Annotated in this window: 20 protein-coding genes and 5 tRNA genes; 7 read left to right on the forward strand and 18 right to left on the reverse strand. The window is 61.7% G+C overall.

The annotated features are described in order from the left end of the window. Nucleotides 1-65 precede the first annotated feature (65 nt). From asd to leuC, 5 genes are all read right to left on the reverse strand, one after another. A complete protein-coding gene (gene asd, locus BM321_RS14130) occupies nucleotides 66-1,178 on the reverse strand; it encodes an aspartate-semialdehyde dehydrogenase (protein WP_024779161.1) in 1,113 nt (370 codons plus the stop codon). A 54-nt stretch (nucleotides 1,179-1,232) separates the two neighbouring features. Next, nucleotides 1,233-2,315, reverse strand: coding sequence for a 3-isopropylmalate dehydrogenase (gene leuB / locus BM321_RS14135; protein WP_060741441.1), 1,083 nt, complete (start codon nucleotides 2,313-2,315; stop codon nucleotides 1,233-1,235). 66 nt (nucleotides 2,316-2,381) lie between these two features. After that, entirely contained in the window at nucleotides 2,382-3,146 is a 765-nt protein-coding gene (locus tag BM321_RS14140) for a class I SAM-dependent methyltransferase (protein ID WP_092331375.1), read from the reverse strand. A gap of 138 nt (nucleotides 3,147-3,284) precedes the next feature. Further along, nucleotides 3,285-3,929: a 3-isopropylmalate dehydratase small subunit gene (leuD, locus tag BM321_RS14145; protein WP_092331378.1), complete on the reverse strand. Its 645-nt coding sequence runs from the start codon at nucleotides 3,927-3,929 to the stop codon at nucleotides 3,285-3,287. 11 nt (nucleotides 3,930-3,940) lie between these two features. After that, nucleotides 3,941-5,359 carry a 3-isopropylmalate dehydratase large subunit gene (leuC, locus tag BM321_RS14150; RefSeq protein ID WP_003203866.1) on the reverse strand — a complete coding sequence of 473 codons (1,419 nt, stop codon included), beginning with the start codon at nucleotides 5,357-5,359 and terminating at the stop codon, nucleotides 3,941-3,943. Between the two features lie 157 nt (nucleotides 5,360-5,516). On the opposite strand from leuC, the gene BM321_RS14155 reads away from it, so the two are divergent. Together BM321_RS14155 and BM321_RS14160 are read left to right on the forward strand one after the other, a co-directional pair. Beyond that, nucleotides 5,517-6,407 carry a LysR family transcriptional regulator gene (locus tag BM321_RS14155; protein WP_060741438.1) on the forward strand — a complete coding sequence of 297 codons (891 nt, stop codon included), beginning with the start codon at nucleotides 5,517-5,519 and terminating at the stop codon, nucleotides 6,405-6,407. A gap of 69 nt (nucleotides 6,408-6,476) precedes the next feature. Then, nucleotides 6,477-9,755, forward strand: coding sequence for a PAS domain S-box protein (locus BM321_RS14160; protein ID WP_092442893.1), 3,279 nt, complete (start codon nucleotides 6,477-6,479; stop codon nucleotides 9,753-9,755). A gap of 209 nt (nucleotides 9,756-9,964) precedes the next feature. Here the strand turns inward: BM321_RS14160 and BM321_RS14165 are convergent, their stop codons facing one another. The 11 genes from BM321_RS14165 to uvrB form a co-directional block, all read right to left on the reverse strand. After that, nucleotides 9,965-10,417, reverse strand: a complete 453-nt coding sequence (locus BM321_RS14165) for an Hsp20 family protein (protein ID WP_092203819.1) — start codon at nucleotides 10,415-10,417, stop codon at nucleotides 9,965-9,967. Between the two features lie 119 nt (nucleotides 10,418-10,536). Beyond that, nucleotides 10,537-11,496: a tRNA dihydrouridine synthase gene (locus BM321_RS14170; protein ID WP_072407044.1), complete on the reverse strand. Its 960-nt coding sequence runs from the start codon at nucleotides 11,494-11,496 to the stop codon at nucleotides 10,537-10,539. 112 nt (nucleotides 11,497-11,608) lie between these two features. Further along, nucleotides 11,609-12,058 (reverse strand): acyl-CoA thioesterase, encoded by a 450-nt coding sequence (locus tag BM321_RS14175; protein ID WP_092442894.1) that lies wholly within the window; start codon nucleotides 12,056-12,058, stop codon nucleotides 11,609-11,611. An 85-nt stretch (nucleotides 12,059-12,143) separates the two neighbouring features. After that, nucleotides 12,144-12,977: an alpha/beta fold hydrolase gene (locus BM321_RS14180; protein ID WP_092442895.1), complete on the reverse strand. Its 834-nt coding sequence runs from the start codon at nucleotides 12,975-12,977 to the stop codon at nucleotides 12,144-12,146. Nucleotides 12,978-13,005: 28 nt separating this feature from the next. Then, entirely contained in the window at nucleotides 13,006-13,545 is a 540-nt protein-coding gene (locus BM321_RS14185; protein WP_092331392.1) for a TetR/AcrR family transcriptional regulator, read from the reverse strand. A 181-nt stretch (nucleotides 13,546-13,726) separates the two neighbouring features. Beyond that, nucleotides 13,727-13,802: transfer RNA gene (locus BM321_RS14190), tRNA-Glu, on the reverse strand. 75 nt (nucleotides 13,803-13,877) lie between these two features. Further along, nucleotides 13,878-13,953 (reverse strand) — tRNA-Ala (locus tag BM321_RS14195). Nucleotides 13,954-14,006: 53 nt separating this feature from the next. After that, nucleotides 14,007-14,082, reverse strand: a tRNA-Glu gene (locus BM321_RS14200). A 79-nt stretch (nucleotides 14,083-14,161) separates the two neighbouring features. Then, nucleotides 14,162-14,237: transfer RNA gene (locus BM321_RS14205), tRNA-Ala, on the reverse strand. Nucleotides 14,238-14,383: 146 nt separating this feature from the next. After that, nucleotides 14,384-15,865, reverse strand: coding sequence for a glutamate--tRNA ligase (gene gltX, locus BM321_RS14210; RefSeq protein ID WP_092442896.1), 1,482 nt, complete (start codon nucleotides 15,863-15,865; stop codon nucleotides 14,384-14,386). A gap of 225 nt (nucleotides 15,866-16,090) precedes the next feature. Next, entirely contained in the window at nucleotides 16,091-18,106 is a 2,016-nt protein-coding gene (uvrB, locus tag BM321_RS14215) for an excinuclease ABC subunit UvrB (protein ID WP_060741432.1), read from the reverse strand. A gap of 332 nt (nucleotides 18,107-18,438) precedes the next feature. Between uvrB and BM321_RS14220 the strand changes: the two genes are divergently transcribed. Continuing rightward, the gene (locus tag BM321_RS14220; RefSeq protein WP_092442897.1) at nucleotides 18,439-19,635 is read left to right on the forward strand and encodes an amino acid aminotransferase; all 1,197 of its coding nucleotides are present in this window, start codon (nucleotides 18,439-18,441) and stop codon (nucleotides 19,633-19,635) included. A gap of 107 nt (nucleotides 19,636-19,742) precedes the next feature. Here BM321_RS14220 and BM321_RS14225 read toward each other — a convergent pair whose 3' ends face one another. Next, complete coding sequence (locus BM321_RS14225) at nucleotides 19,743-19,970, reverse strand: hypothetical protein (RefSeq protein WP_092442898.1); 228 nt, start codon at nucleotides 19,968-19,970, stop codon at nucleotides 19,743-19,745. Nucleotides 19,971-20,205: 235 nt separating this feature from the next. On the opposite strand from BM321_RS14225, the gene BM321_RS14230 reads away from it, so the two are divergent. The 3 genes from BM321_RS14230 to BM321_RS14240 all read left to right on the forward strand — a co-directional run bounded on the left by BM321_RS14230 (nucleotide 20,206) and on the right by BM321_RS14240 (nucleotide 20,996). Continuing rightward, a tRNA-Asn gene (locus BM321_RS14230) sits at nucleotides 20,206-20,281 on the forward strand. A 248-nt stretch (nucleotides 20,282-20,529) separates the two neighbouring features. Further along, nucleotides 20,530-20,724 carry a hypothetical protein gene (locus BM321_RS14235; protein ID WP_003203896.1) on the forward strand — a complete coding sequence of 65 codons (195 nt, stop codon included), beginning with the start codon at nucleotides 20,530-20,532 and terminating at the stop codon, nucleotides 20,722-20,724. Between the two features lie 89 nt (nucleotides 20,725-20,813). Next, nucleotides 20,814-20,996: a hypothetical protein gene (locus BM321_RS14240; protein WP_003203898.1), complete on the forward strand. Its 183-nt coding sequence runs from the start codon at nucleotides 20,814-20,816 to the stop codon at nucleotides 20,994-20,996. On the opposite strand, the gene BM321_RS14245 is transcribed toward BM321_RS14240, so the two are convergent. Beyond that, nucleotides 20,993-22,054 carry an AI-2E family transporter gene (locus BM321_RS14245; RefSeq protein WP_092331401.1) on the reverse strand — a complete coding sequence of 354 codons (1,062 nt, stop codon included), beginning with the start codon at nucleotides 22,052-22,054 and terminating at the stop codon, nucleotides 20,993-20,995. The genes BM321_RS14240 and BM321_RS14245 overlap by 4 nt on opposite strands. A 147-nt stretch (nucleotides 22,055-22,201) precedes the next feature. Here BM321_RS14245 and yegQ point away from each other — a divergent pair, with 147 nt between their 5' ends. Continuing rightward, nucleotides 22,202-23,536 carry a prephenate-dependent tRNA uridine(34) hydroxylase TrhP gene (gene yegQ, locus BM321_RS14250; RefSeq protein ID WP_092442955.1) on the forward strand — a complete coding sequence of 445 codons (1,335 nt, stop codon included), beginning with the start codon at nucleotides 22,202-22,204 and terminating at the stop codon, nucleotides 23,534-23,536. The last annotated feature ends 58 nt before the right edge of the window (nucleotides 23,537-23,594 follow it).

A 23,594-nucleotide genomic window follows, 5' to 3' on the forward strand; every position in this document is an offset into this window, starting at 1 on the left:
AACCGTCTCCCCAAAAAAAACCCGCGCCTCTCACAAGGCACGGGTTCTTTCACAACAGCAGTCGATCAACGCTCGAGCAGGATCCGCAGCATGCGGCGCAGCGGTTCGGCCGCGCCCCACAGCAGTTGGTCGCCGACGGTGAAGGCACCGACGAATTGCGAACCCATATTCAATTTGCGCAGACGGCCCACCGGTACATTCAGGGTGCCGGTGACCTTGGTCGGGCTCAGCTCCTGCATGCTGGTTTCGCGATTGTTCGGCACCAGCTTGACCCAAGGGTTGTGCTGGCTGATCAACCCTTCGATGTCGGCGATCGGCACGTCTTTGTTCAGCTTGATGGTCAGCGCCTGGCTGTGGCAGCGCATGGCGCCGATGCGCACGCAGATGCCGTCCACCGGGATCGGGCTCTTGAAGCGACCGAGGATCTTGTTGGTTTCGGCCTGGGCCTTCCACTCTTCCCGGCTCTGGCCGTTGGGCAGTTCCTTATCGATCCAGGGGATCAGGCTACCGGCCAGCGGTACGCCAAAGTTCTCGGTCGGATAGGCATCGCTGCGCATCGCCTCGGCGACCTTGCGGTCGATGTCGAGGATGGCACTGGCCGGGTTGGCCAGGTCATCGGCGACGGCGGCGTGGGTGGCGCCCATCTGCTTGATCAGCTCACGCATGTTCTGCGCGCCGGCACCGGACGCGGCCTGGTAGGTCATGGCGCTCATCCACTCCACCAGACCGGCTTCGAACAGGCCGCCCAGGCCCATCAGCATCAGGCTGACGGTGCAGTTGCCGCCGATGTAGTTCTTGGTGCCCGCGTCCAACTGCTGGTCGATGACCTTGCGGTTGACCGGGTCGAGGATGATCACCGCGTCGTCCTGCATGCGCAGGCTGGAGGCGGCGTCGATCCAGTAACCCTGCCAACCGGCTTCACGCAGCTTGGGGAACACTTCGCTGGTGTAGTCGCCACCCTGACAAGTCAGGATCACGTCGAGGGTCTTGAGCTCTTCGATGCTGTAGGCATCCTTGAGCGCACCGGTGTCCTTGCCCACGGACGGGCCCTGGCCACCGACATTGGAAGTGGTGAAAAACACCGGCTCAATGAGATCGAAATCCTGCTCTTCCAGCATTCGCTGCATGAGCACGGAACCGACCATGCCGCGCCAACCGATCAGACCTACACGTTTCATCGCAACTACACCTATACAAAAGTGGGCCACCGTCGAAGCGGTGGGCCCGAGAGATTACAGATTCCGCAGCGCGGCGACTACTGCATCGCCCATTTGCTGCGTACCGACTTTGGTACAACCTTGCGACCAGATATCACCGGTGCGCAAGCCTTGGTCCAAGACCACGCTGACGGCTTTTTCGATCGCGTCGGCGGCATCGTTCAAGTTGAAGCTGTAGCGCAGCATCATCGACACCGACAGGATGGTCGCCAATGGGTTGGCAATGCCCTGCCCGGCGATGTCCGGCGCCGAACCGTGGCATGGCTCGTACATGCCCTTGTTGTTGGCGTCCAGGGAGGCCGACGGCAGCATGCCGATGGAGCCGGTGAGCATCGACGCTTCGTCGGACAGGATGTCGCCGAACATGTTGTCGGTGACGATCACGTCGAACTGCTTGGGCGCACGCACCAGTTGCATCGCGGCGTTGTCGACGTACATGTGGCTCAGCTCGATGTCCGGGTAATCCTTGGCCACCTGCTCGACCACTTCACGCCACAGTTGGCTGGAAGCCAGCACGTTGGCCTTGTCCACCGAGCACAGCTTCTTGCCCCGCACGCGAGCCATGTCGAAGCCGACCCGGGCGATACGGCGGATTTCGCTTTCGCTGTACGGCAAGGTGTCGTAGGCCTGGCGCTCGCCATTATCCAGCTCACGGGTGCCACGCGGGGCGCCGAAGTAGATACCGCCGGTCAGCTCACGCACGATGAGGATGTCCAGGCCCGAGACGATTTCCGGCTTCAGGCTCGACGCATCGGCCAGTTGCGGATAAAGAATCGCCGGACGCAGGTTGCCGAACAGGCCCAGTTGCGCGCGAATCTTCAGCAGGCCGCGCTCAGGGCGGATGTCACGTTCGATCTTGTCCCATTTCGGGCCGCCCACGGCGCCCAGCAGCACGGCATCGGCGGCACGGGCACGGTCCAGGGTTTCGTCGGCCAGGGGCACGCCGTGCTTGTCGATGGCGGCACCGCCGATCACGTCGTGGCTCAGTTCGAAGCCCAGGCCGTACTTGTCGTTCGCCAGCTCCAGGACCTTGACCGCCTCGGCCATGATTTCCGGGCCAATGCCGTCACCTGGGAGAATCAGAATCTGCTTGCTCATGCTTTCCTCGTTTGCTCTGTCGACACCGGCCTGGGTTCCGCACCCAAGGCCAGGCCGGGAAAAATGCTATCGCTCGGCCCACAGCACCAGTACATCTGTACTGAACGAACCATCGGCCTCAATCTCAAAATATTCTCGCACTTCATCGCCCATCGAACGCTGCAGCTGGAGAATCGCCCCGCGCATCACCTCAGGCGTACGCATGCGTTCGACCCAGGAGTGGTACTCCAGGCGCAGGCGCTGGCGCGAGGTGCTGCGGGTGTGCAACCCCGCTTCGCTGACCTGGCGCAACCACTCGTCGGCCGAATAATCGCGCACATGACTGGTGTCACGCAGCACTTCGATGCTTTGCAAGTAGGTGTCCAGCAACGGCGTACCCGGCGACAGGATGTCGATGAACGCCATCGCCCCGCCCGGCTTGAGCACCCGTCGCACTTCCCGCAACGCCAGGCCCAGGTCGCTCCAATGATGCGCCGAATAACGGCTGAACACGAAGTCGAACTCAGCGTCGGCGAACGGCAGGCGCTCGGCGGCGCCCCGTACCGTGCTGATGTTGTCCAGGCCACGCTCGGCCGCTGCTGCGGTCACAACGTCCAGCATCTGCTGGGACAGATCGTAGGCCACCACTTCACCGGCCAGCGGCGCCACATGGAAACTCACATGACCGGCGCCACAGCCCAGGTCCAGCACACGGGCATCGCCATGACCGGCCAACGCAGCCTGTAGCAGCGCGAACTCAGCGCCCTGGGCGTGCACGGCACTGCTCAGATAGGCCGAAGCCTGTTCACCGAATTGCTTTTGTACAACCTGACTGTGGGCGGTGCTGGTCATGGGATTTCCTTATGGTTTTTTTGCCTGGGCGGCCCCCATCGCGAGCAAGCTCGCTCCCACAGGGGATTTGGGTGTTCACAAAACACCTGTGGGAGCGAGCTTGCTCGCGATGAAGCCGGTACTGCCTACATCAATCCATCATGCGTCGCGAAACAACCAAGGCTGGCTCGCCCGGTGCTTGGCCTCGAACGCGGCAATCGCCTCGCCGTCCTGCAGCGTCAAGCCGATGTCATCCAGGCCGTTGAGCAGGCAGTGCTTGCGGAACGCATCGATCTCGAAACCCAGCACCTTGCCGTCGGGACGGGTCACCGTCTGGGCGGCCAGGTCGATCTGCAATTGATAGCCAGGGCTGGCCTCGACCTGCTGGAACAGCTCATCCACGTCAGCATCGCTGAGGATGATCGGCAGCAAACCATTCTTGAAGCTGTTGTTGAAGAAGATGTCGGCATAGCTCGGCGCGATGATGCTGCGGAAACCGTACTCTTCCAGGGCCCATGGCGCGTGCTCGCGGCTCGAACCGCAGCCGAAGTTCTCCCGGGCCAGCAACACGCTGGCGCCTTGGTAACGCTCGGCATTGAGCACGAAATCCTTGTTCAACGGCCGCTTGGAGTTGTCCTGGTACGGCTGGCCGACATCCAGGTAGCGCCATTCGTCGAACAGGTTCGGGCCGAAACCGGTGCGCTTGATGGACTTCAGGAATTGCTTGGGAATGATCTGGTCGGTGTCGACATTGGCGCGATCCAAAGGCGCGACAAGACCGGTGTGCTGGGTAAAAGCTTTCATGCTGCGCTCCTTCAGATCAATTCGCGGACGTCGACGAAACGGCCGTTGACGGCCGCCGCGGCGGCCATGGCCGGGCTCACCAGGTGCGTACGGCCACCGGCGCCTTGACGGCCTTCGAAGTTACGGTTGGAGGTGGAGGCGCAATGCTCGCCCGATTCCAGGCGGTCAGGGTTCATCGCCAGGCACATCGAGCAGCCCGGCTCACGCCATTCGAAACCGGCCTCGAGGAAAATCTTGTCCAGCCCTTCCGCTTCGGCCTGGGCCTTCACCAGGCCCGAGCCCGGCACCACGATGGCCTGCTTGATGGTCGAGGCCACCTTGCGGCCCTTGGCGATCACCGCAGCGGCGCGCAGGTCTTCGATCCGCGAGTTGGTGCAGGAGCCGATGAACACGCGATCGAGCTGGATGTCGGTGATCGCCTGGTTGGCGCTCAAGCCCATGTACTTCAAGGCGCGGACGATGGAGTCGCGCTTGACCAGGTCCATTTCCTTGGCCGGATCCGGTACGTTCTGGTCCACGGCCAAGACCATTTCCGGGGACGTACCCCAGCTGACTTGCGGCTTGATCTGCGTCGCGTCGAGCTCGACCACCGTGTCGAACTTGGCATCGGCATCGGAGACCAGGTCTTTCCAGGCCTCGACCGCCATGTCCCATTCCGCGCCTTTGGGCGAGAACGGACGGCCCTTGACGTATTCCACGGTCTTTTCATCGGCGGCCACCAGGCCGACGCGGGCACCGGCCTCAATGGACATGTTGCAAATGGTCATGCGGCCTTCGACGGACAAGTCGCGGATCGCGCTGCCGGCGAACTCGATGGCGTGGCCGTTACCGCCAGCGGTGCCGATCTTGCCGATCACGGCCAGGACGATGTCCTTGGCGGTCACGCCGAACGGCAACTTGCCTTCGACGCGCACCAGCATGTTTTTCATTTTCTTGGCAACCAGGCACTGGGTGGCGAGCACGTGCTCGACCTCGGACGTACCGATGCCATGGGCCAGGGCGCCGAAGGCACCGTGGGTCGAGGTGTGCGAGTCGCCGCAGACCACGGTCATGCCCGGCAAGGTCGCGCCCTGCTCCGGGCCGATGACGTGGACGATGCCTTGGCGCACATCGTTCATCTTGAATTCGACGATGCCGTATTCGTCACAGTTATCGTCGAGGGTCTGGACCTGCAGGCGCGAGACCTGGTCGGCAATGGCTTCGATGCCGCCCTTGCGCTCCGGCGTGGTCGGTACGTTGTGGTCCGGGGTCGCGATGTTGGCATCGATGCGCCACGGCTTGCGCCCGGCCAGGCGCAGGCCTTCGAAGGCTTGCGGCGACGTCACTTCGTGAATGATGTGACGGTCGATATAGATCAGCGCCGAGCCATCGTCGCGCTGTTTGACCAAATGCGAATCCCAGAGCTTGTCGTAGAGCGTTTTGCCGGCCATCAGACGGTTTCCTCATCAGCTTGTTTCTATGCCCCGGGCCTTGAACGAATCAATAACCCCTTGGCTTGTGAGGCTGATCCTATGGGGTTACATTAAATAACTCAAATTCATATTTTTCATGCTTTGCATAACCAACTGGAATCTGAACGGAATCGCCATGGACCTCGCCAACCTCAATGCCTTTATTGCCATCGCCGAGACGGGCAGTTTCTCCGGCGCCGGCGAACGCCTGCACCTGACCCAGCCGGCCATCAGCAAGCGCATTGCCGGCCTCGAACAACAACTCAAGGTACGCCTGTTCGACCGCCTGGGCCGTGAGGTGGGCCTGACCGAGGCCGGCCGGGCCCTGTTACCGAGGGCCTACCAGATCCTCAACGTGCTGGACGACACCCGCCGCGCCCTGACCAACCTGACCGGCGAGGTGACCGGGCGCCTGACGCTCGCCACCAGCCACCACATCGGCCTGCACCGCTTGCCACCTTTATTGCGGGAGTTCACCCGGCGTTATCCCCAGGTGGCGCTGGATATCCAGTTCCTGGATTCGGAAGTGGCCTACGAAGAAATCCTCCATGGCCGGGCGGAACTGGCCGTCATCACTCTCGCCCCCGAGCCCCACACGCTGGTAAGGGCCACGCCGGTGTGGGACGACCCCCTGGATTTCGTGGTCGCCCCGGAGCATGCGTTGCTGGAAAACAGCGCGGTAAGCCTGGCGGACATTGCCTTGCATCCGGCGGTGTTCCCGGGGGGCAACACCTTTACCCACCACATTGTGCAACGGTTGTTCGAGGCCCAGGGCCTGACGCCAAACATCGCCATGAGCACGAATTATCTGGAAACCATAAAGATGATGGTTTCCATCGGCCTGGCCTGGAGCGTTCTGCCGCGCACCATGCTCGATGAACAGGTTGCGCGCATTCCTTTGCCGGGCATACAGCTCAGTCGCCAGCTAGGCTATATCTTGCACACCGAACGGACGCTATCGAATGCCGCACGGGCTTTCATGGCCTTACTGGACGCACAAATCGATTTGCCAGGGACAAAGGCATAGGTTGTGCCGCGCCTGTAGGGCCTTGAAGGCTTGTGCTTAATGCCCAAAACCGCTCAAGGTTCGCTAGAAATGCCCAAACCTGCTGACCATCTCCCGCCCCTGCCGCGCATTCAGGCGCTCGACCCGAAGCGGTCCGAGCAAAGCTGGGACAGTGCGCCACAGTTGCTGGCCGCCCTGAACGGTGCGCGGCTGGGCGCCTGGTCGTGGGACATCGACAGCGGCCAGATCAGTTGGTCCCGCGGCACCCAGGCGTTGTTCGGCTTCGATCCGCGCCAACCCTTGCCAGCGGACGTGGACTACCTCGACCTGCTATTGCCCGAAGACCGGGCCAGGGCCGTGCGCGCCTTTCACGCGGCAGTGGCCGGCGCGCCGCTGGAACAGGCGATGCATCACCGCATCGTCTGGCCCGACGGCAGCCTGCACTGGCTGGAAATCAGTGGCAGCGTGCTCCCCGACAAGCACGGCCGGCCGCGCATGATCGGGGTGATTCGTGAGATCACCCATCAGCGCGAGCGGGAACAGGCGCTGCGCAGCTCGGAAAAACGCTTCGCCACGCTCTTTCATCTGTGCCCGAACATGGTCTTGCTGACCCGCCAGGAAGACGGGCTGATCAGCGAGGCCAACCAGTATTTCGAAAGCCTGTTCGGTTGGCCGGTGCATGACGTGATCGGCCGTACCACCCTGGAACTGGGCTTGTGGGTTGACCCCAAGCAGCGGGCGAAACTGGTGGAGGCAACCAAGGCCAAGGGCGAACTGGTCAGCATGGAGGTGGCGTTCCGCGCCAGCAACGGCCAGATTCATAACGGCATTCTGAGTGCGCAGAAAGTCGAACTCGAAGGCCAGCCGTACCTGCTGAGTACGTTCCTCGACACCACCGAGCGCAAGCTCGCCGAACAGGCCCTCAAGGACAGCCAGGAACGCCTGGACCTGGCCCTCGACTCGGCGCAACTGGGCACCTGGGACTGGCATATTCCCAGCGGCATGCTCTACGGCTCGGCCCGGGCCGCGCAGCTCCACGGCCTGGAACCCAAGCCGTTCCACGAATCATTCGATGCGTTTTTCGAGGGGGTTCCCACGGAAGAACGCAACAACATGCGCAACGCCTATCGCAGCCTGCGGGAAGGCCCGGCGGGCAACTATCAATTGACCTACCGCGTACAACTGCCCGACGGCAGCTCGCGCTACCTGGAAAGCCGCGCCCGCCTCTACCGCAACGACGACGGCAGCCCCTCGCGCATGGCCGGGACCTTGCTGGACATCACCGACCAGGTGGAGCGCGAACAAAGCCTGGCCGCCTCGGAAGAGAAATTCGCCACGCTGTTCCAGGTCAGTCCCGACCCGATCTGCGTCACTCACCAGGACAACGGGCGCTTCCTCGAGATCAACTCCAGTTTCACCCAGACCTTCGGCTGGACCACCAACGACGTGATTGGCCTCAGCGCCGACGAAATCGGCCTCTGGGGCGGCTCGGGCAGCAGTCTGCAACGCATCGAACGGGTGATCCGCGAACAATCGCTGAACAATGTCGCCATCGTCGTTCACCACAAGAACGGCCAGCCACTGACCTGTGTGATTTCCAGCCGGCAAATCAATGTCGGCAACCAGCCGTGCATCGTCACGACCTTGCGCGACATCACGCAGCAGCAACGCTCCGAAGCCGCCCTCAAGGCCAGTGAAGAGAAATTCGCCAAGGCGTTTCATTCCAGCCCCGACGCCATCACCATCACCGAACACCAAAGCGGTCGCTATCTTGAGGTCAACGACGGCTTCTGCCGGTTGACCGGCTACCGCGCCGACGAAGTGATCGGGCATACGGTCTACGAGATAGGGATCTGGGCCGAAGAAAAGCAACGCGCCGCCCTGCTGGCCGAATTGCAACTCAAGGGCCGCGTGCATCACCAAGAGATGCTCGGGCGTAATAAACGTGGGGAACTCCTCACGGTGGAGGTCTCGGTGGAGCCCATCACCCTCAATGAAACCGAGTGCCTGCTACTGACCGCCCGAGACGTGAGCCTGCTGCGCAATGCCGAAGCCCAGATCCGCCACCTGGCCTACCACGACTCGCTGACCAACCTGCCCAACCGGGCCTTGCTGATGGACCGCCTGAGCCAGCAGATCGCCCTGCTCAAGCGTCACAACTTGCGCGGCGCCCTGCTATTTCTCGACCTGGACCACTTCAAGCACATCAACGATTCCCTCGGTCACCCGGTGGGCGATACCGTGCTGAAAATCATCACCGCGCGCCTGGAAGCCAGCGTACGCCTGGAGGACACCGTGGCGCGGCTGGGTGGCGATGAGTTCGTGGTGCTGCTCAGCGGCCTGGAGGGCTCGCGAAACGAGGTCAGCAAGCAAGTGCAGGCCCTGGCCGACACCCTGCGTGAACTGCTCTCGGAACCGATGTTTCTCGATGGCCAGCGACTTCAGGTCACGCCGAGCATCGGTATCGCGTTGATCCCCGACCACGGCTCCACCCCTACCGACTTGCTCAAGCGCGCCGACATTGCGCTGTATCGCGCCAAGGACTCGGGACGCAACACCTCGCAGATGTTCCACACCACCATGCAAAAAGCCGCCAGCGAACGGTTGCGCATGGAAACCGACCTGCGCCTGGCCCTGGCCCGTGGCGAGTTCAGCGTGCATTTCCAGCCTCAGGTCGATGCCCGGGACAACCGCATCATCGGCGCCGAGGCCTTGGTGCGCTGGCATCACCCGGAGCTCGGCGCCCAATCGCCCAACGAATTCATCAAAGTGCTGGAGGACAGTGGCCTGATCCTCGAAGTCGGCACCTGGATCCTCGATGAAGCTTGCGACGGCTTCAAGCAACTGATCGCCAAGGGCAAGATCGATCCGCAGCGATTCAGCCTGTGCGTGAACATCAGCCCACGACAATTCCGCCAGAGCGACTTCGTCGAACGCATCGAAAGCAGCCTGGCCACCCACGGCCTGCCCTGCTCGCTGCTGAAACTGGAGATTACCGAAGGCATCGTGATCCAGAACCTGGACGACACCATCGCCAAGATGCGCCGGCTCAAGAAACTGGGGGTGAGCTTCGCCATGGACGATTTCGGCACCGGTTATTCGTCGCTGACCTACCTCAAGCGCCTGCCGGTGGACACGCTGAAAATCGACCAGTCATTCGTGCGCGACGCCACCAGCGACCCCAACGACGCCGAAATCATCCGCGCCATCGTCGCCATGGCCCGCAGCCTCAATCTGGTGATGATCGCCGAAGGCGTGGAGACCCTGGAGCAATTGCATTTTTTGCAGGGGCTCGATTGCCATTTGTACCAGGGTTACCTGCATAGTCGGCCGTTGCCGCTGGAGGCGTTTGAGCGGTTGTTGCCGTAACTGTGTGGCGAGGGGATTTATCCCCGCTGGGCTGCGAAGCAGCCCTAAAAGCAGTCGCCTCGGTGTGTCAGGCCTAAACAGCGTCGGCTGTTCTTTTTGGGGCCGCTTCGCAGCCCAACGGGGATAAATCCCCTCGCCACAATGCGTCTTCCACTGATCTCCAGAATGAAGAAGGGCGCCATCGGGCGCCCTTCTTCAGTTGCGATGCATCAGTTTTGCAGCGCGGGTTGCTGCTGCGCACCGTTGATCGGGATGCGCTTGGCTTTCGCCTCTTCCGGAACCACTCGCAACAGATCGATGCTCAACAGACCGTTACGCAGGCCGGCGGACTTGATCTCGATATGATCGGCCAACCGGAAGGACAGCTTGAACGCACGCTGGGCAATGCCCTGGTGCAGGAAGGTGACGCTGTCGTTGCTGGCTTCACGCTTGCCGCCACTGATGGTCAGCACACCTTTTTCCACTTGCAGGTCCAGGTCTTCTTCCTGGAACCCGGCGGCGGCGACCACGATGCGGTACTCGTCATCACCATGTTTTTCCACGTTGTAGGGTGGATAGCTGCTGCCTGGTTCGTTGCGCAGGGCGCTTTCGAACAGATCGTTGAAGCGATCGAAGCCTACCGAGGAACGGAACAGAGGGGCCAGCGAAAATGCAGTACTCATGATTCAAATCTCCTGAAAAATTCAGCAAGTTTTTTTGTCTCCGCGACCCGAATTCGGCATCGCGTAACCCCTATCTAGGGTCCGCCAAAAACTTTTCAAGAGGTTTTTTCGAATTTTTTTCAGGCCGCTTCGGTGCGCCGCACACCCAATAAATGCCCCACCGCGTCCAGGTCGGTTTCCCGGCGCAGCGCGGTAAACAGCTCCACCGCTTCGGGGTAATTGCGGGTCAGCATCGCCAGCCACTGCTTCAACCGGCCCGGGGCCTGGCGCGGCGTCAGCTGTTCGACCACTTGCTGCCAAAAGTCATGGAGCATCGGCTGCAACTCGGCCCAGGACATCTCGACCACGTCCTCGCCAGCCCGGGCGGCGGCGATCTGCCGGGCCAGGTCAGGGCGGGAAACGAGGCCGCGACCGAGCATGATGTCTTCGACACCGCTGATTTCGCGGCAACGGCGCCAATCCTCCACGCTCCAGATATCGCCATTGGCGAACACCGGCACCTTGACCACTTCCTGCACGCGGGGGATCCACTCCCAATGGGCCGGAGGCTTGTAGCCATCGACCTTGGTCCGCGCATGCACCACGATGTGCGCCGCGCCGCCTTCGGCCAACGCCGTGGCACAGACCAGGGCGCCATCCGGGCTATCGAAACCCAGGCGCATCTTGGCGGTGACGGGAATGTGTTTCGGCACCGCACGGCGCACGTGTTCGACGATTTCGTTGAGCAGTTCCGGCTCCTTGAGCAACACTGCCCCGCCCCGGGATTTGTTCACGGTCTTGGCCGGGCAACCGAAATTGAGGTCGATCACCTCCGAGCCCAACTCGCACGCCAATGCCGCGTTTTCCGCCAGGCACACCGGATCGGAGCCGAGCAATTGCACCCGCAACGGCACGCCGGCAGCGGTCTGGGCACCAGTCAGCAACTCAGGGGCGAGCTTATGGAAATAGGCCGGCGTGAGCAGACGATCGTTGACGCGGATGAACTCGGTGACACACCAGTCGATACCGCCAACACGGGTCAGGACGTCCCGCAGGATGTTGTCGACCAACCCCTCCATGGGCGCCAGGGCAATTTGCATGGAAACACACACTCAACGAAAAAACGTGCGGCAGTTTACCGGATTTTGCCCATGACATCGGAATTCACCATCAATCCCTGTGGGAGCTGAGCTTGCTCGCGATGGCGGTGGGTCAGTCGACGAGGATGCCGGACGGTTCCAGGGCGGGGCCATACCCCTCGATGAATTCCTGCGGCATGCGCTTGGGCCGGCCAGTGGACAGTTCGATGCAGACGAAGGTGGTCTGGGCCCGCAGCAACGTGGCGTTGTCGCGGGGACGGACCAGCTGGAAATGCCGGGTCATTTTCAGGCGCTGGTCCCAGTCGACGATCCAGGTCGCCAATTGCAATTCGTCGCCTTCATAGGCGGCCGCCAGGTAATCGATTTCATGCCGCACCACCGCCATGGCCCGGTCCAGGCGTCGATACTCCACCAGATCCAGGCCCAGGCGCTGGGAATGGCGCCAGGCACAGCGCTCGAGCCAGGTGACGTATACCGCGTTGTTGGCGTGGCCCAGCCCGTCGATGTCTTCGGCATTGACCTGAAGATCAATGATGAATGGCGTTGCCCGATCCCAGCCCATGCCCCTCTCCCGGTCGAATTTGGATCGGGGCAGTGTACCGGATCCGAGCTCGACCGCCATCGCGGGCAAGCCTCGCTCCCGCCGCTCAAGCCGATTGCCGCGCTTGCAGGCTGCGACCGGCCAACAGTGATAACACCCCATCAATGACACGAGGATCGGCCAGCACCCGCTGATGCCCACCCTGTGGCAGTCGCAACAGCCGACTGTCGAACCAGGCCTCATGAATCAATTGCGACTCCTTGACCGAGACCGATGTGTCGTCCTCGGCATGGACGATCAACCCCGGCACGTCCAGCTGGTAATGCGCCACATCCATCTTCGAGGCGGGCATGCCCACGTCGCTTTCCACCTGGCGAATGAAGGCCGAACGCGCCTTGGGCGGCAGGCCCATCATTCGGGAGAAACCGCGCAGCACCCCAAGAATGCGAGCGGGCGCGGCGATGCTGACCAGCGTCTCGGTACGCAACCCCAACTGAACCGCCAGCATGGCGCTGGCACCGCCCATGGAATGCCCGATCACCGCCTGCAACGGCGGCAGCTCGGCGGCGGCTTCGAGCATCGCCCTGGCGAACGACAAGACATTCGCCTCGCGACCCGGCGAACGCCCGTGGGCCGGACCGTCCAGCGCCACGACCGTATAACCAGCGCCCACCAGGGCCGTGATCAGCGCCGCGAACTGGGTCGGCCGCCCTTCCCAACCGTGCATCAACAAGACCGCCGGGCCTTTGCCCCAACGCAAGGCCGAGAGACCGAAACGCAAGGTGATACGCTCGGACGTCGCCAGCATCGGCAGCTCCCAATCCCGCGGCGGCAAGTTTCGAGGGCGCATGAACAGCGAACGCATCTGCTTCGCCACCAGGCGCGGAGCCACCCAGCCAAGCGTGCCATTGACACTACGTATCCAGCTAAACCTGTCCATCGCGCATCTCCAGGGCTCGCGCCTCAGCTCAACGCACCGCCGACTTGGCAGCGCGCAGCAAACGATCCGATAACTCTCCCGGGCCCAAGGCCCGCGCCAGGGCCAGGCCACCGACCATCAAGGCGATGTCGGCCAGCGCCTTGTCGGCGTCCTCCGGGCTGGCCGCCAATTGCGCGACCATCAACTCGATATGCTCATTGAGCACCTCACGAAACGCATCCGGCAGTCGTCCGAGTTCACCGATCGACGCAGGAATCGGGCAGGCTTGCTCGGTGGAGTCGCGGTGCTTTCGGGACAGATAGAACGCGGCGACCAACGCACGCCGCTCTTCGCCTGTCAGCTCACCGTCCATATCGGCGATCAAGCCGCGACGCCGATTGAGCAGTTGCTTGAAGGCCTCCAGCATCAAGGCATCCTTGCTTTCGAAATGGGCGTAAAAACCGCCCACCGTCAGCCCGGCCGCGCCCATCACCTCGCCCACGCTTGGCTCCGCCGGCCCACGCTGGATCAGCGCATCGCTGGCGGCCTTGAGAATGCGTTCACGGGTTTGTGCCTTTTTATCGCTCATCGTCGCCTCCGAATATTACGACTGAAATATTATCCATGTAATAATTTTCCGCAAGCGTAAATGTTCACCGCTGGTCAGAAGACTTTTTCAAAGGATAAGGGGATTGGCCAAACGCCAGACAAACAAAAGGGCCATTCAAGAATTGAATGACCCTTATAAAATCCCGCAGAGCGGGTAATCGTGGCGTCCCCTAGGGGACTCGAACCCCTGTTACCGCCGTGAAAGGGCGGTGTCCTAGGCCACTAGACGAAGGGGACACAAACCTTCTAACTTGATCAGCGCTGAGAACTGATCGATTCAAGGCCGGTGTGGCCAGACCTTGAACCTGTAATTGGTGGAGCTAGACGGGATCGAACCGTCGACCTCTTGCATGCCATGCAAGCGCTCTCCCAGCTGAGCTATAGCCCCGGATTTTTCGCCTCGCGGCGGAGCGACATCTTGCAACATCGCTTCTGTAAAACTGGCGTCCCCTAGGGGACTCGAACCCCTGTTACCGCCGTGAAAGGGCGGTGTCCTAGGCCACTAGACGAAGGGGACGCAAACCCTTCTATACAACTGATCAACGCTGAGTGTTGATCGCTTCAAGTCCGGTGTGGCCAGGCCTTGAAGTGTAAATTGGTGGAGCTAGACGGGATCGAACCGTCGACCTCTTGCATGCCATGCAAGCGCTCTCCCAGCTGAGCTATAGCCCCTCATCGCTGAGGACGGGGCGAATCTTAAGGGCGTATCAGAGGCCTGTCAAATTTATTTTCAACAAATTTGAAAATTTTTTGCCGGGATAACAATCACTTACCGACAAACCCCGGAAAACCGGGGTATGTCCTGCCTCATCGAGCGCTTACGCGATCGCGCCCAGCAGTTTTTCCCACTCCTTGTTCTCCTTCTTCGACACGCCACCGAGCAGATCGATGGCCTGACGCAGGCGGAAACGGGTCAGGTCCGGCCCGAGAATCTCCATCGCATCGAGCACCGACACCGAACTGGCCTGGCCGGTAATGGCGGCGAACATCAGCGGCATGGCATCGCGCAATTTCAACTGGAGCGACTCGACCACCGCCTGGATGGTCGCGGTGATGCTGTCCTTCTCCCACTGACGCAGGCTTTCGAGCTTCCACAGGATCAGTTGCATCAACTGGCGTACCTGGTCGCCGGAGAGCTTCTTGGACTCGAACAGCTTCACGTCCGGCGTCACGCCACCGGCAAAGAAGAAGCCGGCCAGCGGGGCGATCTGGCTGAAGGTCTCTACCCTGCCCTGCACATGGGGCGCGATCTTCATCATGTACTCAGGGTTCAACGCCCACGTCTGCACGCGCGCGGCGAACTCTTCCACCGGCAAGTCCCGCAGCCACTGGCCGTTGAGCCACGACAGCTTCTCGATATCGAAGATCGGCCCCCCCAGGGAGACCCGCGACAGGTCGAAATGCTCGACCATTTCCTGCAGCGAGAACTTCTCGCGCTCGTCCGGCATCGACCAACCCATCCGCCCCAGGTAGTTGAGCATCGCCTCGGGCATAAAGCCCATGCGCTCGTAGAAGGTCACCGAGGTCGGGTTCTTGCGCTTGGACAGCTTGCTCTTGTCCGGGTTACGCAGCAGCGGCATGTAGCACAGCTGCGGTTGTTCCCAGCCGAAGTATTCGTAGAGCAGGATCAGTTTCGGCGCCGACGGCAGCCATTCTTCACCGCGCAATACGTGGGTGATGCCCATCAGGTGATCGTCGACCACGTTGGCCAGGAAGTACGTCGGCAGGCCGTCGGTCTTCATCAGCACTTGCATGTCCATGCGATCCCACGGGATCTCGACATCGCCACGCAGCATGTCCGGCACCACGCAGACGCCTTCGCTCGGCACTTTCATGCGGATCACATGAGGCTCGCCAGCCGCCAGGCGACGGGCGACTTCTTCCTTGGACAGCAGCAGCGCCCGGCCGTCATAGCGCGGAGTCTCGCCGCGGGCCATTTGCTCGGCGCGCATCTGGTCCAGCTCTTCGGCGGTGCAGAAACACGGGAACGCATGCCCCATGTCCACCAACTGCTGGCAATACTGCTTGTAGATGTCGCCACGCTCGCTCTGGCGGTACGGACCGTGCGGGCCACCGACGTCCGGACCTTCGCTCCAGTCGATCCCCAACCAGCGCAAGGCATCGAAGATCTGCTGCTCGGACTCGCGGGTCGAACGCAACTGGTCGGTGTCCTCGATCCGCAGGATGAACTCGCCGCCATGCTGCTTGGCAAAGCAATAGTTGAACAAAGCGATGTAGGCGGTGCCGACATGGGGATCGCCAGTGGGCGAAGGCGCGATGCGGGTGCGGACGGTGGTCATGGCATGTCTCGGAAAGAATATAAAAGCGAAGATAAAACAGGGGGCGAATGGTAACAGGCGATGGCGGGCGGGCTCCAGTGAGAGCGGGATTTGTGTGGCCAGCTGTCAAACCGAGTCGCGCCCATCGCGAGCAAGCTCGCTCCCACAGTTTGATCGAATCATCCAATGATCCCCTGTGGGAGCGAGCTTGCTCGCGATGAGGCCCCTAAAGGCCGCCACACAACCTCAGACAGCCAGCAACCGCTCCCGCAACTTGCCAATCTCATCACGCAATTGCGCCGCCGCTTCGAACTCCAGGTCCCGGGCCAACTGGTACATTTTCTCTTCCAGTTGCCGGATGCGCTTGGTGATTTCGCTCGGGGAGCGCAGTTCGGCCTCGTAGCGGGCGCTCTCTTCGGCCGCCTTGGCCATGCCTTTGCGTTTTTTGCTGCGCGAGCCTGGCACGGTGGCGCCTTCCATGATGTCGGCGACGTCCTTGAACACGCCCTTGGGAGTGATGCCATTGGCCAGGTTGAAGGCGATCTGTTTGTCGCGACGGCGCTCGGTCTCGCCGATGGCCCGCTCCATGGAGCCGGTGATGCGGTCAGCGTACAGAATCGCCCGGCCGTTCAGGTTACGCGCCGCGCGACCGATGGTCTGGATCAACGAGCGTTCGGAGCGCAGGAAACCTTCCTTGTCGGCGTCGAGAATCGCCACCAGCGACACTTCCGGCATATCCAGGCCTTCGCGCAGCAGGTTGATGCCCACCAGCACATCGAAGGTGCCCAGGCGCAGGTCGCGGATGATCTCGACCCGCTCCACCGTGTCGATGTCCGAGTGCAGGTAACGCACCCGCACGCCATGGTCGGCCAGGTAATCGGTGAGGTCTTCGGCCATGCGCTTGGTCAGCGTGGTGACCAGCACCCGCTCCTCCACGGCCACGCGCTTGCTGATTTCCGAGAGCAGGTCGTCCACCTGGGTCAGCGCCGGACGCACCTCGACTTGCGGGTCCACCAGCCCGGTCGGTCGCACCACTTGCTCGACCACCCGCCCGGCATGCTCGGCCTCGTAGTTGCCAGGGGTGGCCGAGACAAAAATCGTCTGCGGGCTCACGCTTTCCCATTCGTCGAAGCGCATCGGCCGGTTATCCAGCGCCGAGGGCAGGCGGAAGCCGTATTCCACCAGGGTTTCCTTGCGCGAACGGTCGCCTTTGTACATGGCGCCGACCTGGGGCACGCTGACGTGGGATTCGTCGATCACCAGCAAGGCATCGGCCGGCAGATAGTCATACAAGGTCGGCGGCGGCGCACCCGCTGGACGGCCCGACAGGTAGCGCGAGTAGTTTTCGATGCCGTTGCAGTAGCCCAGCTCCAGGATCATCTCCAGGTCGAAGCGGGTCCGTTGCTCCAGACGCTGGGCTTCCACCAGTTTGTTGTTCGAACGCAGGTACTCCAGGCGTTCCTGCAACTCGGCCTTGATCCCTTCGATGGCGTCCAGCAAAGTTTCCCGGGGCGTCACGTAGTGGCTCTTGGGGTAGAAGGTGAAGCGTGGCAACTTGCGGATTACTTCGCCGGTCAGCGGATCGAACGCCGAGAGACTCTCCACTTCATCGTCGAACAGCTCGATGCGGATGGCTTCCAGGTCCGATTCCGCCGGGTAGATGTCGATCACATCGCCCCGCACCCGGAAGGTCGCCCGGGCAAAATCCATGTCGTTGCGGGTGTACTGCAAGTCCGCCAGGCGCCGCAGCAAGGCGCGCTGGTCGAGTTTGTCGCCGCGATCCACGTGCAGCACCATCTTCAGGTAGGTTTCCGGGCTGCCCAAGCCGTAGATGCACGAAACCGTGGTGACGATGATCGCGTCCTTGCGCTCGAGCAGCGCCTTGGTCGCCGACAGGCGCATCTGTTCGATGTGGTCGTTGATCGAGGCGTCCTTCTCGATGAAGGTGTCCGACGACGGCACGTAGGCCTCGGGCTGGTAGTAGTCGTAGTAGGAAACGAAGTACTCCACGGCGTTGTTCGGGAAAAACGCCTTGAACTCACCGTACAACTGCGCCGCCAGGGTCTTGTTCGGCGCCAGGACCAGGGTCGGGCGCTGCACCTGGGCGATCACGTTGGCGATGCTGAAGGTCTTGCCCGAGCCGGTCACACCGAGCAACGTCTGGTGCGCCAGCCCGGCCTCGATGCCTTCGACCATCAGGCGGATGGCTTCCGGCTGATCGCCGGCGGGCTGGAAGCGGGTGACTAGCTGGAATTCAGACATGACATAACCTCTGGATTCACCCCTGTCGGCCAGCCGACAGGAACGAGAAAGACCGAAACGACGGGTGTCGCCCGAGGAAAAAGCTGGGATGCACACAATGTGGAGGTGAATGCCTTCGCTTTCAAGACGAACGTCCTACACGCCTTGAAGACTTTGACGCGGCCAGAAGACTAACGGTCGAAAAAAATCGAAAAAACTTCGCCTAAAAGCCGAATCGCCTGTCGCCGTGCCGGATGATGGCCTCTATACTAGCTCCCCGTTTGTGCACCGCTCTAGTGCATTCGGCTGGAGCGTCACACGTCCCCTCATTCTCCATTCAGAGCCGCGCACTAATGAGCCTGTTTTCCGCTGTCGAATTGGCACCCCGCGACCCCATCCTGGGCCTCAACGAAGCTTTCAACGCCGACACCCGTACCAATAAGGTCAACCTGGGTGTGGGTGTTTACTGCAACGAGGAGGGGCGCATTCCACTCCTGCGCGCCGTGGTCGAGGCCGAAACGATTCGCGTGGCTCAGCACCTTTCCCGTGGCTACCTGCCAATCGACGGCATTGCCGCCTACGACCAGGCTGTGCAGACCCTGCTGTTCGGCAAGGATTCGCCGCTGATCGCCTCCGGTCGCGTCATCACCGCCCAGGCCGTGGGCGGCACTGGCGCACTGAAGATCGGTGCCGACTTTCTCAAGCAACTGCTGCCTGACGCGGTCGTGGCCATCAGCGACCCGAGTTGGGAGAACCACCGCGCCCTGTTCGAAACCGCCGGCTTCCCGGTGCAGAACTACCGCTACTACGATGCCGCCACCCACGACGTGAACCGCAGCGGCCTGTTGGAAGACCTCAACGCCCTGCCCGATCGCTCGATCGTTGTGCTGCACGCCTGCTGCCACAACCCGACCGGCGTTGACCTGAACCCGGAAGACTGGAAAAACGTGCTGGCCGTGGTCAAGGCCAAGAACCACGTGCCGTTCCTGGACATGGCCTACCAAGGCTTTGGCGCCGGTATCGACGAAGACGCGGCGGCCGTGCGCCTGTTCGCAGAGTCGGGCCTGACGTTCTTCGCCTCCAGCTCGTTCTCCAAGTCGTTCTCCCTGTACGGCGAGCGTGTCGGCGCCCTGTCGATCGTCAGCGAGTCGAAAGAAGAGAGTGCCCGCGTGCTGTCCCAGGTCAAGCGCCTGATCCGCACCAACTACTCCAACCCGCCCACCCACGGCGCCAGCATCGTCGCCGCCGTGCTCAACAGCCCGGAGCTGCGGGCCCAATGGGAAGCGGAACTGGCCGGAATGCGCCTGCGTATCCGCGACATGCGCAACCAGATGGTTGACATGCTGGCCAAGGCCGCCCCGCAGCACGACTTCAGCTTCGTCGCCCGTCAGAGCGGGATGTTCTCCTACTCCGGCCTGACCGTTGAACAAGTGACGCGCCTGCGCAACGAGTTCGGCGTCTACGCCCTGGACACCGGCCGCATCTGCGTGGCCGCGCTGAACCAGAACAACATCGATGCGGTGACCAAGGCCATTGTCCAGGTGATCTGAAGGTCATTGGGATGAAGAACGGGAAGCCATGGCTTCCCGTTCTTTTTTGAGCGCCCGCCCCGTGGCGAGGGAGCTTGCTCCCTAGCCACAAAAGCACCAGATCGAGACTACAACTCCGTCGCCCGCTGGCTCGCCGCATCGTCATAGATGACATACAACGACTCGGCCACCTGGCTCTTGATGGCCTTGGTGCTTTCCAGCCCCAGGACAAACCCTTCGGCCTTGCCTCCGGCACGGTTCAATTCTTCGACCGTGCTCGCCTGGGTGATGGCGTCGTACAGTTTCTCGGCGTGAGGCCCCACCCCCTTGGGCAAACTGATCTGAGCGGTGCTCACAAGCACACCTCGGCGCAACGGACTGTGTGAAGTGGTAACAGGTGGTTCATGGCGCGTACCTCAATGTCGGCGAATGGCCGGCAGCGCGTCCTGCCACTTCCGGGCGACCATGGTAGCCCTCTCCCGCCCTTGCGGTAACTGCCAATCGCGGATTGACCATCAATGGGCACCGGGAATGCGCCGTTCGCCAATAGACGCTTGACTTCTCTTTTCCAATCAGTAACATACGCGCCATTCCGCGATAGCTCAGTTGGTAGAGCAAGTGACTGTTAATCACTGGGTCCCTGGTTCGAGTCCAGGTCGTGGAGCCAGACAGCAACACCAAAAAGCCCCTGAATCGAAAGATCCAGGGGCTTTTTTTGTGGGCGAAAAACAGGTGGATGGCCATATAAGTCTGGCCGAGGTCGCTGTCGGAACAATAATCCGGCGTCAAAAAGGCAATATGGTCCGGATCCTGCTTTATTTTTACGACAACCCAAGCTGTCACGTGAGCGTCATGACAGGGCCGCAAACTGGCACTGTCCGCCAACAACAGCTTCAAAACAACAAGGACGAAGGTATGCCCACACAAAATCCCCATCGCATTGTCGGCCTGTGCACCTCCAGCAAGGTGTACAACGTACTGACCGAACTCAAGCAACTGGAAGGCCACCGCAGCGCCAAGTTTCTTTCCCTGCTCGCGGAAAACCTGGTTCGCAAGGGCCTGCTCAACGAGCAGGAAGTGGTGCACATGCTCGATCTGGTCGTCGATTGAGCGGCATCGATTCCTACTATTGAGTCAGTTGATTTTCCGTCCTTCCCCCTGAGCCGTAAGGTAACCCCATCGATTGATGGAGGTTTCCCATGCCCAAGGTTCAAATCATGTCTGTCATTGGCAGCGCCGTTCCCGCCCCACTCAGGGAACTAGGGCTGCTGGCCTGCTGGTACCTGGTGCAGGACGGCGTGACCATCAGCGGCCCGCTGACTTCACTGCCCGCCGCCCAGGCACTGTCGCAACGCATCGGGCCCTACCTGCTGAGCGCCTAGGGCAACTGCACACGCGGCGTGCTTTCGACGAACAAGGCCCAACAGGACATGAACAGCGCGGCGATCAGCGGCCCGATCACGAAGCCGTTCAGCCCGAACACCGCCAGCCCGCCCAGGGTCGAGACCAGCACCATGTAGTCGGGCATCTTGGTGTCCTTGCCCACCAGGATCGGCCGCAGGAAATTGTCCACCAGGCCAATCACGAACACCCCGAACAGCATCAGCACCACACCCTGCCAGATCGCCCCCGAGAGCAGGAAGTACACCGCCACCGGTGCCCAGACGAGGCCCGCCCCCACCGCCGGCAACAACGACAGGAATGCCATCAGCACCGCCCAGGGCAATACCGTCGGAATCCCCAGGATCCAGAAGATCAGCCCACCCAGCGCACCTTGGCTGATGGCGACCAGCAGGTTGCCTTTCACCGTGGCCCGCACCACCCGGTTGAATTTCAACTGCAGGCGACGCTTTTGATGTTCCCCCAAGGGAACGGCCATGCGCACCTTGCGCACCAGCTCCGCGCCATCGCGCAGAAAGAAGAACAACAGATAAATCATCACGAAAAAGCTGACCAGGAACTGAAAGGTGCCCTGGCCGAAACTGAAGGCCTGGGTGGCGAAGAACTCGCTGCCCTGCATCGCGCTCTTGACGATCTTGTCGCGCAAGCCGTTCAGGTTGCCCAGGCCGAAGCGGTCCAGCAGGTGCTGGAAGTACGGTGGCAAGGCATCCTTGAAGCGGGCCAGGTAATCGGCAATGTCCAGCTCGCCGCTTTCCAGGCTCTTGTACAGCGCCGCGCCTTCCTGGACCAACAACGTACTGATGATGATCACCGGCAAGATCGCGCAGACCACACAGATGCTCAACGTGACCAGCGAGGTGACATTGCGGTGCCAGCCGAACTTCACCTGCAGGCGGCGCTGCATCGGCGCAAAGACGATACCCAGGATCACCGCCCAGAACACCGCGCCGTAAAATGGCAGCAAAATCCAGATGAAGGCGACCGTGACCAGCACCAGGAGCAACATCTGGGCTTTGTTTTGCAGCATCTTTCGATTCATCAGCTTTCCATGTCCAAAGGCGGGATACACATTAGTCCGCCAGGACTCGCCGGAGTGCCTTCACGTTTGCACTGCGCATTGATCCAGATCAAAAAGACCCGGCTGGCCCTGGCGTACCCTTCCCACTTTTTGCGACCTGACCCCACCATGACCTTCGCCGCCCCCGAACTGCTGGCGCCCGCCGGTACCCTGAAAAACATGCGCTATGCCTTCGCCTACGGTGCCGATGCGGTGTACGCCGGCCAGCCGCGCTACAGCCTGCGGGTGCGCAACAACGAATTCGACCATGCGAACCTGGCCTTGGGCATTGCCGAGGCCCAGGCCATGGGCAAGCGCTTCTACGTGGTGGTGAACATCGCCCCGCACAACGCCAAGCTGCGGACCTTCCTCAAGGACCTCGCACCGGTGGTCGCCATGGCGCCGGACGCGCTGATCATGTCCGACCCGGGGCTGATCATGCTGGTTCGCCGGCATTTTCCACAGATGCCCATTCACCTGTCGGTACAGGCCAATACGGTGAACTGGGCCAGCGTCGAGTTCTGGCAGCAGCAGGGTTTGAGCCGGATCATCTTGTCCCGGGAATTGTCCCTGGAGGAAATCGCCGAGATCCGCGAGCACGTCCCGGCCATGGAGCTGGAAGTGTTCGTCCACGGGGCGCTGTGCATGGCCTACTCCGGGCGCTGCTTGCTCTCGGGCTATATGAACAAGCGTGATGCCAACCAGGGCAGTTGCACCAATGCCTGTCGCTGGAAGTATTCGGCGCAACCGGCGGTGGAAAACGCCGTGGGCGACATTGTGCAAATCTGCCAGCCCGAACCGACCCTGGGCCTCGGCGCGCCCACCGACCAGGTGTTCCTGCTCCAGGAGGCGAACCGCCCCGAGGATTTGATGCCAGCCTTCGAGGACGAGCATGGCACCTACATCATGAATGCCAAGGATCTGCGGGCCGTGCAACACGTCGAACGCCTGGCGCGCATGGGCGTGCATTCGTTGAAGATCGAAGGCCGGACCAAGTCGCACTTCTATTGTGCGCGCACCACCCAGGTGTATCGCCGGGCCATCGATGACGCGGTGGCCGGTCGGGAATTCGATCGCAGCCTGATGACCGACCTGGAGTCCCTGGCCCAGCGCGGCTACACCGAAGGTTTTCTACGGCGCCACGTGCACGACGAATACCAGAACTACCAGAACGGCAGCTCAGTCTCGGCGCGCCAGCAGTTCGTCGGCGAACTGACCGGCGAGCGGCGCGAACGCCTGGCCGAAGTGCGGGTCAAGAACCGCTTCGGCCTGGGGGATCACATGGAACTGATGACCCCCAAGGGCAACTTCCACTTCGACCTGCATCAATTGCAGGACAGCAACGGCAAAAGCATCGAGGTGGCACCGGGGGATGGGCATGTGGTCTACGTGCCGATCCCGGATGCGGTGGATCTGCGGTTTGGGTTGTTGATGCGGGATGTGCGGGATGTGCGGGAGGCGTAGCACTGCCGCTGATCCAGGTGCCGCAGAACAACTGTGGGAGCGAGCTTGCTCGCGATAG

Source organism: Pseudomonas sp. NFIX10 (genome assembly GCF_900111955.1).
GTDB classification, from domain to species: domain Bacteria; phylum Pseudomonadota; class Gammaproteobacteria; order Pseudomonadales; family Pseudomonadaceae; genus Aquipseudomonas; species Aquipseudomonas fluorescens_AA.